Origin of the sequence: Vibrio sp. B1REV9, assembly GCF_905175395.2 — a bacterium.
GTDB classification, from domain to species: domain Bacteria; phylum Pseudomonadota; class Gammaproteobacteria; order Enterobacterales; family Vibrionaceae; genus Vibrio; species Vibrio alfacsensis.
On record NZ_HG992745.1, the window covers coordinates 1,817,535 to 1,832,170 of the forward strand.

Below are 14,636 nucleotides of genomic sequence, written 5' to 3' on the forward strand. Positions count from 1 at the left end.
CCCTTTCACCAAATGACAGTGTTAAGTATAGGAATATTTGTTCTTGATCTATTGCCCAACCTTTTCCTGATATAACTAATCCTGTTGGTAATTTTCTTTGAATAAGGCGTTTGGGATGTAGCTATAAATCAAGGAGTCACGACGTTCTTTGTCCAGTTGCCGATAAATCTTGCGGAATATTGCTTTTTCAAAAGCTGATTATTACTAAAGTGCTAGTCGATGCAGAGAAAGCGGTTGTGATTTTGCGTCTTTTCTTTAGAATGCTCGTTCGTACAAAAAAAACGTGTACATCGGTATTTGTACTAAGTTTTGTACCTGCAGCGGTGAGTTTTCGAGAACACATCGCATAAATCATTGCTACAAATGCAAAAAAACTAAAATCATGTGTTGCTTGGTATGCAACACCACTGTAAAGGACATAGCATGCCTATTATTACTCTTCCTGACGGCAGTCAGCGTCAATTTGACAACCCAGTATCTACAATGGAAGTTGCGCAATCGATCGGTCCTGGTCTTGCGAAAGCAACGATCGCTGGTCGTGTAAACGGTAACCGCGTTGATGCGTGTGATCTAATTGAAGAAGATGCAAGCCTAGAAATCATCACAGTTAAAGACGAAGTAGACGGTCTAGAAATTGTTCGTCACTCTTGTGCTCACCTTCTTGGTCACGCTTTAAAGCAACTTTACCCTCAAGCTAAAATGGCGATCGGTCCAACCATCGACAACGGCTTCTACTACGACATCGACCTAGACGAGTCTCTAACGCAAGAAGATTTAGAAAAGATCGAAAAGCGTATGCAAGAGCTTGCGAAAACTAAGTACGAAGTTGTTAAGAAAAAGGTAAGCTGGCAGGAAGCACGTGATACATTTGAATCACGTGGTGAACCATACAAAGTGGAAATCCTAGACGAAAACGTATCTCGTGATGATCGTCCAGGCCTTTACCACCATGAAGAATACATCGACATGTGTCGTGGCCCTCACGTTCCAAACATGGGTTTCTGTCAACACTTCACGCTATTGAATGTTGCAGGTGCTTACTGGCGTGGTAACAGCGACAACAAGATGCTTCAGCGTATCTACGGTACTGCTTTCCACGATAAGAAAGCGCTAAAAGCGCACCTAACTCGCCTAGAAGAAGCGGCGAAGCGTGACCACCGTAAGATCGGTAAGCAACTAGACCTATTCCACATGCAGCAAGAAGCACCGGGTATGGTGTTCTGGCATCACAATGGTTGGTCTATCTTCCGCGATCTAGAAGTGTTTGTACGTGACAAACTTAATGAGTACGACTACCAAGAAGTAAAAGGCCCATTGATGATGGACCGTGTTCTTTGGGAACGCTCTGGTCACTGGGACAAATACGCAGATGCGATGTTCACGACTTCTTCTGAAAACCGTGAATACGCGATTAAACCAATGAACTGTCCTGGTCACGTTCAGATCTTTAACCAAGGTCTAAAATCGTACCGTGACTTACCGCTACGTATGGCTGAGTTTGGCTCATGTCACCGTAACGAACCATCTGGTGCACTACACGGCATTATGCGTGTACGTGGCTTTACTCAGGATGACGCTCACATTTTCTGTACTGAGAGCCAAATTCAAGAAGAAGTAACAAATTGTATCAAGATGGTGTACGATACGTACCAAACGTTCGGTTTCGACAATATCGTCGTGAAATTGTCTACACGTCCAGAAAAACGTGTTGGCTCTGATGAAATCTGGGATCAATCAGAAGAAGCACTGAAACAGTCTCTAGAATCCATGGAAATTCCATACGAGATTCAAGAGGGTGAGGGTGCGTTCTACGGTCCTAAGATCGAGTTCACGCTATACGACTGTTTAGATCGTGCATGGCAATGTGGTACTGTTCAGTTAGACTTCAACCTACCAGGCCGCTTAGGTGCAACTTATGTAGGTGAAAACAATGAGCGTCTTGTTCCGGTAATGATTCACCGTGCAATTCTAGGTTCACTAGAGCGTTTCATTGGTATTCTTATCGAAGAATATGCTGGTTTCTTCCCAACTTGGTTGGCGCCAGAACAAGCAATTCTTATGAACATCACTGACAAACAGTCAGATTATGTTCAGGAAGTAGTACAAAAATTACAAAAAAGTGGAATTAGAGCTAAAGCGGACTTGAGAAATGAGAAGATTGGCTTTAAAATCCGCGAACACACTTTGAAGCGTGTACCGTATATGCTTGTAGTCGGTGACCAAGAAATGGAAGCTGGCGAGATCGCAGTACGTACTCGTAAAGGTAAAGATCTCGGTAAATTTAAAGTGGATGATTTCATTTCTTACATCCAAGACGAGATTTCAAGCCGTAAGCTCAATCTGGAGGAATAAGCTATTAAAGGCGGAAGACGCGGCCAACAGCCGGTAAAACAAAACCCGCACCGTTTGAACGGTGAAATTCGTGGCGTTCGTGAAGTTCGACTAACAGGCGCTGACGGTGAATCAGTTGGTATTGTTTCAATCCAAGAAGCACTAGCAGCAGCCGACGAAGCTGGTATGGATCTTGTTGAGATCAGCCCTAACGCCGAGCCACCTGTCTGTCGTGTGATGGACTACGGTAAGTTCCTCTTCGAGAAGAGCAAAGCTGCGAAAGAGCAGAAGAAGAAGCAAAAACAGGTTCAGATTAAGGAAATTAAATTCCGTCCTGGAACTGATATTGGAGACTATCAGGTAAAACTACGCAACCTGACGCGTTTCCTTGAAGAAGGCAACAAAGTGAAAGTAACTATTCGCTTCCGTGGCCGAGAAATGGCACACCAAGACATCGGTGTTGATGTTCTTCATCGCTTGAAAGAAGATACTGTAGAGTTTGCTGTAGTAGAATCTTTCCCAAGTCGTATTGAAGGTCGTCAGATGATCATGGTACTTGCCCCTAAAAAGAAGTAATTAACGGCTCATAAAGTAATTAAGACCTAGCCGTTTCCCTTTCGAGGGTAAGCGGTTGGGTTTTGTTCGCCCTAATTACATTGTTTATTAAACTACTACAATGCGGAGTTATTCATCATGCCTAAGATGAAAACCAACAAAGGTGCTGCTAAGCGTTTCAAGAAAACTGCTGGTGGTATTAAGTACAAGCACGCTACAAAACGTCACATCCTGACTAAGCGTACTACTAAGAACAAGCGTCAACTACGTCCAAATGCAATCCTTCCTAAGTGTGAAGTGGCTGCAGTTCTTCGTATGTTGCCATACGCTTAATTCTTTTTAGTTATCAATCGTTTAGTTTAGGAGAAGCATAATGCCTCGCGTAAAACGTGGTGTACAAGCTCGTGCACGTCATAAGAAAGTTCTAAAACAAGCTAAAGGTTACTACGGTGCACGTTCACGTGTTTACCGCGTAGCTTTCCAAGCAGTTACTAAAGCTGGTCAATACGCTTACCGTGACCGTCGCGCTAAGAAACGTCAATTCCGTCAACTTTGGATTGCACGTATCAACGCAGCATCTCGTCAAAATGGTCTATCTTACAGCCGTTTCATCAACGGTCTTAAGAAAGCATCTATCGAGATCGACCGTAAGATCCTAGCCGACATCGCAGTATTCGACAAAGCAGCATTTGCTGTACTAGTTGAAAAAGCGAAAGCTGCTCTTTAATTAGCAGTTTAGGTTTAAGAAAAGGAGAGCATTAGCTCTCCTTTTTTATTTTTCCAATTTACTATTTGCAGTAAGCATTTTATTGCTTCTGACTCTGAGCGATTTATCATACCCATATAGACATAAACCTCAATCACGTCACATCTCATCTGAGTTCTTCCAAATTTATTCATCTCGTCTGATGCAGCTCTGCAATTGGTAACATTCTGTAGGTTTACATTGCGAATACGCATGGTAACGTAAGTGAATCATTGAGTTATCTTTCAGAGGTTATATATGATCTATACAACGACCGATACTATTCCTGGCCGTGACATTATTGAAATCAAAGGAGTGGTCACTGGAAATGTCGTTCAATCTAAGCATATTGGGCGTGATTTCATGGCTGGTCTCAAAAGCATTGTTGGTGGTGAAATTCGTGGCTATACCGAGATGATGACAGAAGCGCGTAATATCGCCATTCAGCGTATGGTAGAGGAAGCGTCGAGTAAAGGGGCGGATGCAATTGTAGGTATTCGTTTTACTACCAGTTCGATAGTTGATGGCTCATCTGAGATATTGGCCTTTGGTACGGCAGTGAAACTTGGTTAATCCGTATTCAGGAAGTGCTTTTTTGTCGTTCTAGATAGGACAGAATAATCTTGTGCATTAATACGCACACTTTTATGGAATTTAGTGTACGTATTGTTTTTGTCGCTACTATATTGCTTGGTTTTATATTTTTCTATTTGAGTTCTGTTGGGGTCTTGTTCTGAATTTTCGTTATTTTATTTGAGGTTATTTTGTGGGGGGAGTGTTCTATGAATAGAGTCTCCACTTATACTCACAAGAAAAAACAACTTTCAAATTGGAAAGTGATATATAAATTCATAGTTTATATATAAAAACCTGAACTTATTGCTTGCTATATCGCTCTAAGTTGTTACAAATATAATAAAGATGTAACAGCTGGAGGGGTGTAATGAGAGAGCTAACACCGGAATATTTGTTAGCGGCTTTACGGCAAGCAATCAAGACGAAAAGATTAACATACCGAGAACTATCAGAAAAAATGGGCATGCCGTTGTCCACCTTTAAGCGACATTTAACAAGCACCAATCTCGCGCTTGATAAGCTGCTTGAGTATTGCCGTGCCATCGATTGTACGTTGGATGAATTACAGAAGTTGGCAAATCAACTTCAAGCGGAAGATCAGGACTATTTCAGCCATACACAAGACGAAGTGTTTTTTCAGTTTCCCCATCTTTATGATTTTTATCGTGAGTTACGCATGCTGCGTGGTAAGGATGGTTATACCATCTTGATGAAAAAGTACGGCCTTTCGAAGCAGAGTATGGCGAGTTATCTTGGCGCCCTTGAGCTACTCGACTTAGTCTATGTCGATGAAAGTAACCACATAACATTACACGGGCCGCTTTATTATCGCTATGCTGAAAACTCAAAACTCAACGATAAATATACAGAGATCATTAAAGATCAGACAACGACCTATGATAAGTGTGTTCGAGTCGCACTATCCAGAATGAAAATTACGGAAGAACAGCTGCTTGTATTAGAAGACTTGGTGGCAAAAACTGTATTGGATTTTCATTCAAAAAATGTAGTCGCAGAAAACTTTAATGTGTCTGATTTTACGAATGTTCTATTGATAGCAGGCCCACATCAGCCCGTGACATTTTCAAATGGGATTGTTCAAACGGATGATAACTTTATTGATGATATACGCTATGCCATTGCTTCTGCGGGAGAGAAGCCAAGTCTCTCAATTTAGCTCATGATCGCGTGTAGTTTCTGGGTATTATGGTTCTTGGTTCTTGGTTCTTGGTTCTTGGTTCTTGGTTCTTGGTTCTTGGTTCTTGGGCGGCTATATCGGTGCTGATTAACATGCTGGTCGCTTTTCGCTGCCGGCGATATTTTTCAGTCATCAAGATAACGGTATTTTCATAAATGAATTGGTTTCTTTATGAACAACGCCGTTTAAGGGAAACCTGCGGGTTTGTTGCTTAAGCTGCTTTTTTCACGTTTTTGTGTTCTTTTTATTCAATAACCTCTTCTTTTTGTAATTCAATTTGGCTTTGTTGGCGGGTTTGGCTACTATGTACAGCTATCAAAAAACCAATCACTCCCTTATGGATACTACCAGTAGGTAGATGAGGAAACGATGCAACATCTAGAAGAGATCATTGCTAACGCGAGTGCAGCAATTGAAGCAGCAGAATCGCTAGTCGTACTTGATGAAGTGCGTGTTCAGTATCTAGGTAAGAAAGGTGAGCTAACTACTCAACTTCAAAGCCTAGGTAAACTACCACCAGAAGAGCGCCGTGAAGCGGGTCAAGAGATCAACAAAGCGAAAGGTGTTGTTCAGCAAGCTATCGCAGCTCGTAAAGATGCGCTACAACGTGCAGAGCTAGAAGCAAAGCTAGCAGCAGAAACGATTGACGTGACACTACCAGGTCGTCGTATCGAGAACGGTGGCCTACACCCAGTTACTCGTACAGTTGAGCGTATTGAGAAGTTCTTTGGTGAACTTGGCTTTAATACAGAGTCTGGTCCAGAGATCGAAGATGCATTCCACAACTTTGACGCTCTGAATATCGCTGCGGATCACCCAGCGCGTACTGACCATGATACTTTCTTCTTCAACCCTGATTTGATGCTTCGTACTCATACGTCTGGTGTACAGATCCGTACAATGGAAAATGGTAAACCACCATTCCGTTTCATTGCACCGGGCCGTGTATATCGTAATGATTACGACCAAACGCACACGCCAATGTTCCACCAAGTGGAAGGTATGCTAGTTGATGAAAATGTAAACTTTGCTCAACTAAAAGGCATTCTGCACGATTTCCTATGTAATTTCTTCGAAGAAGAAGTTGAAGTTCGTTTCCGTCCATCTTACTTCCCATTCACTGAACCATCAGCTGAAGTCGATGTTATGGGCAAAAACGGCAAATGGCTAGAAGTACTAGGCTGCGGTATGGTTCACCCGAACGTACTACGTAGCGTAGGCATCGACCCTGAAAAATACTCTGGTTTTGCATTCGGTATGGGTGTTGAGCGTCTAACAATGCTTCGTTACGGCGTAAACGACCTACGTGCGTTCTTCGAGAACGATCTTCGTTTCCTAAAACAGTTCAAGTAATCCAGGGGATAAATCACTATGAAATTCAGCGAATCATGGCTTCGTGAGTGGGTTAGTCCTTCGATTACCACTGATGAACTAACTCACCAAATTACAATGGCGGGTCTAGAAGTTGATGACGTGCTACCTGTAGCAGGTTCGTTCAACGGCGTTAAAGTTGGTCACGTTGTTGAATGTGGTCAACACCCAGATGCAGATAAACTGCGCGTAACTAAAGTTGACGTGGGTGAAGAAGAGCTTCTAGACATCGTTTGTGGCGCACACAACTGTCGCCAAGGTCTGAAAGTAGCAGTAGCAACCGTTGGTGCTGTTCTTCCAGGCGATTTCAAAATCAAAAAAGCGAAACTACGTGGCCAGCCATCTCACGGCATGCTTTGTTCATTCACTGAACTAGGTATCGACGTTGAGTCAGACGGCATCATGGAACTAGCAGAAGACGCAGTAATCGGTACCGATTTCCGTGAATTCCTAGGTCTAGATGACGTAACGGTAGACGTAGACCTAACAGCAAACCGCGCTGACTGTTTCAGCATTCGTGGTCTAGCTCGTGAAGTTGGCGTACTAAACCGCGCTGACGTGACTGAGCCATCAGTAGAAGCAGTAGCCGCTTCAATCGAAGACAAAGTGTCTATCGAAGTGAAAGCCCCAGCTGCGTGTCCACGTTACCTAGGTCGTGTTGTTAAGAACGTAAACGTTCAAGCTGAAACACCACTATGGATGCAAGAGAAACTGCGTCGTTGTGGTATTCGCTCTATCGACCCTGTAGTAGACATCACTAACTACGTTCTTCTAGAGCAAGGTCAACCAATGCACGCGTTCGATCTAGCGAAGATCGAAGGTGGCATCGTAGTTCGTATGGCTGAGCAAGGTGAGAAGCTAACACTTCTTGACGGCAGCGAAGCAGAACTAAACGCAGATACACTAGTAGTAGCAGACCACAATAAAGCACTTGCAATCGCAGGTATCTTTGGTGGTGAAGAGTCTGGTGTAACAACTGAGACTAAAGACGTTCTACTAGAGTGTGCATTCTTTGCTCCTGATCACATCCGTGGTCGCGCACGTAGCTACGGCCTTCACACTGACTCTTCAATGCGTTTCGAGCGTGGTGTGGATTACGCACTGCAAGTGAGCGCAATGGAGCGTGCAACTCAGCTTCTTGTTGAGATCTGTGGTGGTGAAGTTGCACCTGTTGTGGCTGTTGAGTCTGAAGTAGACCTACCTAAGCCAAACAAAGTTGCTCTACGTCGCACTAAGCTAGACAACCTACTAGGTCACCACATCGCTGATGCAGACGTAGTAGAGATCCTAGAGCGCCTAGGTCTGACTGTTGAAGTTTCAGAAGAAGGTTGGGTGGCAGTAGCGCCAACATGGCGTTTCGATATCGCAATCGAGCAAGACCTGATTGAAGAAGTTGGGCGTATCTACGGTTACGACAACATCCCTAACCAGCACCCAGTAGCAGCACTTAAGATGCACAACCACGTTGAAGCGGATCTTCCACTGAAACGCGTTCGTGATCTTCTTGTTGACCGCGGTTACCACGAAGCAATTACATACAGCTTCGTTGAGCCAGAGCAACAAAAGCTAGTTGTTCCAGGTGTTGAGCCGCTAATCCTGCCATTCCCAATTTCTGCGGATATGTCAGCGATGCGTCTTGGTCTTATCCAAGGTCTGCTGAATACAGTTGTTCACAACCAGAAGCGTCAACAGCCACGTGTTCGTCTATTCGAATATGGCCTACGTTTCATCCCATGTGAATCTGCAGAAAACGGCATGCGCCAAGAGCCTATGCTAGCAGGTGTTATCGCAGGTACTCGCGGTGAAGAGCACTGGGATATCGAAACTAACACTGTTGATTTCTTCGACCTTAAGGGCGATCTAGAAGCGATTCTAGAGCTATCTGCGAACGAAAAAGCGTACTCTTTTGCAGCTCTATCTGCTGAAGACAAAGCGGCGAATCCAGCTCTTCACCCAGGTCAATCAGCGGCAATCATCGTTGATGGTAAGCAAGTTGGTGTGATTGGTACGGTTCACCCTGAGCTTGAGCGTAAGTTCGGTCTAAACGGTCGTACTATCGTATTCGAAATCGAATGGTCTGCAATCAACAGTAAAGTGATCCCAGAAGCGGTAGCACTTTCTAAGTTCCCTTCAAACCGTCGTGATATCGCGGTTGTTGTGGACGAAGCCGTTGCATCTGGTGACATCGTTAACGCTTGTCTAGAACAAGGTGGCGAGTTCCTTAAAGATGCGAAACTGTTCGACGTTTACGTAGGTAAAGGCGTTGAAGACGGTAAGAAGAGCCTAGCAATCGCTCTGACTCTACAATCACTTGAGCGTACGCTTGAAGATGCAGATATCGCTGGTGCGGTTGACGCTATCGTTGCTCACGTATCTGAGAAGTTTGGTGCAGCTCTACGTGACTAAATAGCGTCTCGCTAAACTTGATTAAATATAAAAACCCTGCCAGAACGGCAGGGTTTTTTATTGAAAGCGAATGGTGGAAAGCGAGTTCATTAGAAAAACAAGTTCATGAGAAAACCCAGTTATTTTCTATGAATGACTTTACAAAGAATAGAATGACTACTAATGGTCATTATTGCTGAGATTGCAGTTTTGCTCGGATAAAATCACGGTGATCAACATACAGTAATTCTGCCGTTTTACGGATAACAGCATCTTCTAGCGGATCGAGCTCTCCATCGGCATACGCGACATCCCACATACTCTTGATCAAATCGTAGCGAGTTTCTTGAGGAAGTTCCCTGAGCTGGGAAGTAAAGTCGTAAATCGACGCAGACTCGTTAGATTTTACCTGAGCTTGTTGAAGCAGCGTTTCAGTCTCTTCTTCATTAAGAGACAACAGGTGCATTATTAACGAACGTTTGGTTGCTTGTTCTCTTTCATCGATCTCATGGTCTGCCCCTGCGACTTCACAAAGCAGACAGGCAATGGCCAAGTTGGGGGAAAAAGTACTGGAATGACTAAGGTCAGAGCCCTCGATAAGCTGCTTAAACAGTGCAGTGAGAGAATTAAACATAACGATCCCCATGTTAAAAAGTGATGTATCAAAGATGGGGCCGGATTATGAATATCTCAAGTTTTCCATACCCCTTATTCAAAAAAGCATACGAATTTGGCTTCTTGATTGTTCACTCTTGATGGCAAACTTCCTTTGCTCAATGTGTTGCGAGAGCTGGTATCGTTATGCCTATGCCTTATTCTTCAAGTTTAGTAGGTGGAAAGTGAACCTCGTTTCCATCACTAGTGAGAATACTAATTTGGCTTGGTTTGCCATTTTCTTCTAGCCGTAATTCACCTATCGCACTTTGGTTTACTAAGCGGTAGAAGTCGTGGTTACTTGGTGCACGTTTGAATATCTTAAGGCGCTTACGTTTCGTGAACCAGTTTAATGGTGAACGCGGACTATAGAGTAGGCGGTCCATTGCATCGCAAAAATTGAGTAGGGTAGTTGGAAACTGATTTTTAAATCCACTGCAAGTGATTTGGTAGATATTCGGGCTGTTTTTTCGGTAACGCAACTTAATGTCGTACGCAAAAGAGTAGTGAACATCACCAGACAAAATCACAAAGTTGGTCGGGGTTTTCGTATGCGTAAATATGCTAATGAGAGTATTTGCACTGCCGGGGTGCGCCATCCAGTTTTCTGCATCAATGACTAAGGGTTGGCCGCAACTGGTCATGACACGTTGTAGCATCTCAATAAACTTGACTCCAAACATCGGCGCGGCCGAAACGATAATGACTTTGTCTTGATTCATCAACTCTTGCTGAAACTCAATTAAAGCCTCCCAATCCATCAAACCTGATGGCTTATTCATGCGTGACTCTGAGCGCCAGCGACGGGTACGAGTATCGAGAACGACGACTTTAGGTGATGTATGTACGGTGTAGTGCCATTCTTCAAAGCGATATAGGTACTGAATAAATTGGTTTTGTGCTTCGTCGGTGAGCTCATCGAAGTAACGATGCGCATACTTCATGAACGTAGTATTAAACTTCTCCGGCGCGTTACCCCAACCTTGGCATAGCCAGTAGGCGATCAATCCGTTGCCGATGATGCGGTGTGAAAACGCATTTTCTGTTGCGGCTTTTTCCCAGCCGACCGTTAAATTCCAGTCATCGGTGATATCGTGATCATCGAAGATCATATAAGTCGGAATATGAGCCAGTAGACGCTGAACGTTGTTTAGACCAGATATAAATGCATCGATATGCACTTTTTCATCACGCCAGTGCTGTTGCCATTTCGGGCTTAACTGTTTCCCGCCAATAGAGAAGCCGAGGTCGAGAATTCTATCGCGGTTAATCAATGTCCAAGGTATTGGAGACCAAACCAGCAGATACATTGCGAAAAATTCAGCAAAACTAATTAAGTGGTTTTCACTCTCTCTTGAGCTGAAAATGGGTACACCTTTGTGGGGGAAGAACTTGGCTATCAAGCTTCCATCATCAACAAAGTGCGGCAAAATATGATCGCGACCGTAGTAGCAATCAGGATGTTGATAAAGCTCTTGAGTATTTTTGATAGGCGCTTGATCAAAGGTCTCATCTGGAAGACCGAGTAACTGAATGAGTTGTTCTATCGCATCAAGCATTGGCCCAGCAACGTGATCGGCATAGATCTGGTCACCACTCATTAGGAGCATGTCAGGGCGATCCGTCACTTCTTGTTTGGCTACTTTTGCATCCGCTGTAACGAGGCTGTCTTTACTAAAATGATGCGGATTACGGCACGACCCATGCAGCAGGTAATCCGCCTTTTCACTGATTACAAACTCAATACCATTTTGGGCGTTTGTATCGTTTTCATAAGCAAGGTGCGGCATCAGTGTTGTCAATGGACCGTCTTGGGTATGTATTTGGTAGCGAAGTGCTTGCCCTGAGGGGTAGTTACCTTGCAGTGTCAGCATACATACCCAAGCATTTTTACCTACTTGACGCTGCTGGTGTGGTGAAATTGCTTCTGAATAAAGTGCGCTATCGGAATGTGCATCAAATATATCAACAGCGCCAGCTAAACGTTTTGTTGTGACTAACCAAATGTTGACCTCTGCCGGGGTCACTTTTCTTAAAATTGGGCCTGCGATGATCAGAGGTAGTTGGTTTGGCTCATTGGCCGATAGCGGTGTTGGCAAAGTGGTTCCTTATGCGTTTGAGTCTTCTTCAAGGAGTTCGATAACTTGTGAGCTGCTAAGTTCATGCCCCATAAGAAATAAGCCTAACATAGCATCCGTTTTTGACGTGTTATCGGCATCTTCATCAAGGATTTGTTTTAAGCGGGTACGAATGAGCTCAATTTCATGCTCTACAAAACCACGACCTTCTTCATCGCCTTGGCCCTCTTCAGGTGCATTATCAAAGCGTAAAAAGAGCATTTCCCCGTCGAGTTCAGTTTCAACTAAGCGTTCGGGTAGCCATTCATCACCCATAACGATATCGGGATCGGCCCCTTGTGGCAGAGTGTTGAAAATGGAGATGAGTTCAGATGCTTTCACGATAAATAGTGGTTTCTAGTAGTGATTTCCTATTGTATCGGTGAATCCACTAAAAATCTAAATCTCAATAGTGTTGATAAAGAAAAAAACACAACGTTGAACATTGGATAAACAACTTGAATGAAAATAATCAAACTCTTACGTGTTTTTTTCACGCGTTGAGCGTTAAAGTAGTAAGGTGACGGGTTAAATTTCCATTTATATTGAACCCCTTATATTGAAAACCTAAGTTACTGAGTTATACCGTGAAACAGGAATGTTATGAAACACTTCACTAAGGCAAGTTATGCTGCGGCGGGAATACTATGTAGTTTGCCAGTCGCTGCTGAGTTTTCAGTCTCTGAACAACAATGGGGAATTGCGGCGATGTATCGAACTGCTTCAATTCCGTTTTACACCGCGGATGATGATTCAACCGTGAGTACTTTTGTCCCGATGATGTTTTTTGAAAATGATTATGTTTACATCGATGGGATAGAGGGGGGCGTGTTTATTCATAATAGTGACGATTCCAATTGGCGAATTAGTGCTATTACACGGCTTAGGTTTCTTGATATTCCTAAATCGGTGCAAAACGCTTTCGAGGGAGACCGAGCAGATTTCGGTGGTCAAATTCGTTACAACATTGATGATAATTGGCGTGCTGAATTTGAAGTAATGACGGATGACGAGTTTCAATTTCATACTAACTATCGTCTTGCGGCCAACTATGAGTTTGGTGATTGGGAGCTAGAACCCGCTTTCACCGTTCGTTATAAAGACGCGGACTTTAACAGCGCCTATTACTCGTTTAAGGACGTTACGGGTGAGAGCATTGGTGCGGGCATTGATGCAAACTTAGGTGTAAAAGCGCGTTACCACGTCGTATCGAACTTATATCTATTGGGGCAAGCAAGTGTTACTCGTTTGGATAGTGCAGCTTACGATAGCCAAGTGGTCGAAGATCGTTATGAGAGTGAAGTGTTTATCGGGTTTGGTTTCTTCAATGATAAGTCTAAAGCGCCTAAATCAGAGCTGAGCAATCGTCCTTATTTACGTGTTGCACATGGGTGGGCTACACCATCTAATATCGGTGATATCTTCAAACTGAACGCAGAAAAAGATGAGTACAATAACCAACTTACGTCGTTATTCTATGGTCATCCGTTAACCGATGAAATATTTAGTTTCCCGCTTGATATTTATCTAACGCCAGGTCTTGTTCACCATTGGTCTTCTGATGTGCAATCATCGAGTACAGAATATGTTGTGGCGATCAAAGCGTATTACACGTTCAATTGGCCAACCCAGTGGCGCTTTGGTGTGGCTGAGGGGGTGTCTTACATTGATAACGTCACTTACATTGAAGGAACAGAGATGGAAGAAAAGGGATACACAGCAAGTAACTTACTTAACTATCTCGATTTCTCGTTTGATGTCAATGTAGGCGATCTATTCAATCAGAAAGATTGGGAGAATATGTGGGTAGGTTACTCCTTACATCATCGTAGTGCTATTTTTGAAAGTGCTTCCCAATTTGGTCGCATCAAAGGTGGCAGTAACTACAACACCATCTATTTGCAGTATGATTTCTAGCGGGTTAGCAGAAAGGGATTGGTACGACCAATCCCTTTTCGTTTGTCGATTATTTTTTGATCGTGCTTATGCCATTGTCTCTAGTTGACTTTGCGCTTCAGTCATACCTTTTGTTGCCGCATCTTCACCCATATTTAATGCTTCTGCGTAAACAAATTCGACGTCAGTAATGCCAATAAAACCGAGCACGGTACGTAGGTATGGCGTCATAGTATCCGTTGGTAAGTCTTTATGGATACCACCACGAGTAGTAACGACGATCGCTTTCTTACCTTCAATTAGTCCTTGCACACCGTTTTCAGTGTATTTGAAAGTCACACCTGCACGAGCAATTAAATCAATCCAGTTTTTAAGCTGAGTTGGAATCGTGAAGTTGTACATTGGCGCGGCGATGATCAAAGTGTCTGCCGTTTTGATCTCTTCAATCAAAGTATTAGAAAGGTCAACGACTTGTTGCTGTTGCTCAGACAGATCTTCTGTAGCGCGTAATGCAGTCGCAATGGCAAAATCCAACACTGGTAGTGGTTGGGCAGCTAAGTCACGAACAGTAAGGTTAGCTTGGTCTACATTTTTGATATAGTTTTCAACCAGTTTGTTTGACTGAGAGTAATCGCCTAGGATGCTTGATTTTAGAGCTAGTACGCGAGACATAATGGATTTCCTTGAATAAGTGCTTTCGGCTATGGGATGTATTATAGGCGGTACATCGTGGCTCAAAATCCTGCTGATTCGCTCAAGTTGTTCCAAATATTTGAATAAGATTGATAGTGGCTTTCCGTTATCCTGT

The 14,636-nt window shown here is 43.5% G+C and carries 13 protein-coding genes; 9 read left to right on the top strand and 4 right to left on the bottom strand.

Features of this window, described 5'->3' with window-relative positions; translation table 11 throughout:
• The first annotated feature begins 423 nt into the window (after positions 1–423).
• The 8 genes from thrS (at position 424) to pheT (ending at position 9,182) form a co-directional block, all read left to right on the top strand.
• On the top strand, positions 424–2,352 hold the full coding sequence (gene thrS, locus KHN78_RS13815; RefSeq protein WP_099078768.1) for a threonine--tRNA ligase: 1,929 nt from the start codon (positions 424–426) through the stop codon (positions 2,350–2,352).
• A gap of 3 nt (positions 2,353–2,355) precedes the next feature.
• Positions 2,356–2,907, top strand: coding sequence for a translation initiation factor IF-3 (gene infC, locus KHN78_RS13820; RefSeq protein ID WP_211916555.1), 552 nt, complete (start codon positions 2,356–2,358; stop codon positions 2,905–2,907).
• Between the two features lie 117 nt (positions 2,908–3,024).
• Positions 3,025–3,219, top strand: a complete 195-nt coding sequence (gene rpmI / locus KHN78_RS13825) for a 50S ribosomal protein L35 (RefSeq protein ID WP_128810778.1) — start codon at positions 3,025–3,027, stop codon at positions 3,217–3,219.
• A gap of 40 nt (positions 3,220–3,259) precedes the next feature.
• A complete protein-coding gene (gene rplT, locus KHN78_RS13830) occupies positions 3,260–3,613 on the top strand; it encodes a 50S ribosomal protein L20 (RefSeq protein WP_004727974.1) in 354 nt (117 codons plus the stop codon).
• Between the two features lie 276 nt (positions 3,614–3,889).
• Positions 3,890–4,204, top strand: coding sequence for a heavy metal-binding domain-containing protein (locus tag KHN78_RS13835; RefSeq protein ID WP_128810779.1), 315 nt, complete (start codon positions 3,890–3,892; stop codon positions 4,202–4,204).
• A 370-nt stretch (positions 4,205–4,574) separates the two neighbouring features.
• The gene (locus KHN78_RS13840) at positions 4,575–5,384 is read left to right on the top strand and encodes a helix-turn-helix domain-containing protein (RefSeq protein WP_211916475.1); all 810 of its coding nucleotides are present in this window, start codon (positions 4,575–4,577) and stop codon (positions 5,382–5,384) included.
• Between the two features lie 390 nt (positions 5,385–5,774).
• A complete protein-coding gene (pheS, locus tag KHN78_RS13845) occupies positions 5,775–6,758 on the top strand; it encodes a phenylalanine--tRNA ligase subunit alpha (protein WP_128810780.1) in 984 nt (327 codons plus the stop codon).
• A gap of 18 nt (positions 6,759–6,776) precedes the next feature.
• Complete coding sequence (pheT, locus tag KHN78_RS13850) at positions 6,777–9,182, top strand: phenylalanine--tRNA ligase subunit beta (RefSeq protein WP_211916476.1); 2,406 nt, start codon at positions 6,777–6,779, stop codon at positions 9,180–9,182.
• Positions 9,183–9,351: 169 nt separating this feature from the next.
• Here the strand turns inward: pheT and KHN78_RS13855 are convergent, their stop codons facing one another.
• The 3 genes from KHN78_RS13855 to KHN78_RS13865 all read right to left on the bottom strand — a co-directional run bounded on the left by KHN78_RS13855 (position 9,352) and on the right by KHN78_RS13865 (position 12,274).
• Positions 9,352–9,795, bottom strand: a complete 444-nt coding sequence (locus KHN78_RS13855; protein WP_211916477.1) for a TerB family tellurite resistance protein — start codon at positions 9,793–9,795, stop codon at positions 9,352–9,354.
• A 178-nt stretch (positions 9,796–9,973) separates the two neighbouring features.
• Positions 9,974–11,914: an alkaline phosphatase D family protein gene (locus KHN78_RS13860; RefSeq protein ID WP_211916478.1), complete on the bottom strand. Its 1,941-nt coding sequence runs from the start codon at positions 11,912–11,914 to the stop codon at positions 9,974–9,976.
• Between the two features lie 9 nt (positions 11,915–11,923).
• Entirely contained in the window at positions 11,924–12,274 is a 351-nt protein-coding gene (locus KHN78_RS13865; protein WP_128810784.1) for a hypothetical protein, read from the bottom strand.
• A 261-nt stretch (positions 12,275–12,535) separates the two neighbouring features.
• Between KHN78_RS13865 and KHN78_RS13870 the strand changes: the two genes are divergently transcribed.
• Positions 12,536–13,849, top strand: a complete 1,314-nt coding sequence (locus KHN78_RS13870) for a MipA/OmpV family protein (protein WP_211916479.1) — start codon at positions 12,536–12,538, stop codon at positions 13,847–13,849.
• 66 nt (positions 13,850–13,915) lie between these two features.
• On the opposite strand, the gene KHN78_RS13875 is transcribed toward KHN78_RS13870, so the two are convergent.
• Positions 13,916–14,500 carry an FMN-dependent NADH-azoreductase gene (locus KHN78_RS13875; RefSeq protein ID WP_211916480.1) on the bottom strand — a complete coding sequence of 195 codons (585 nt, stop codon included), beginning with the start codon at positions 14,498–14,500 and terminating at the stop codon, positions 13,916–13,918.
• Positions 14,501–14,636 lie beyond the last annotated feature (136 nt).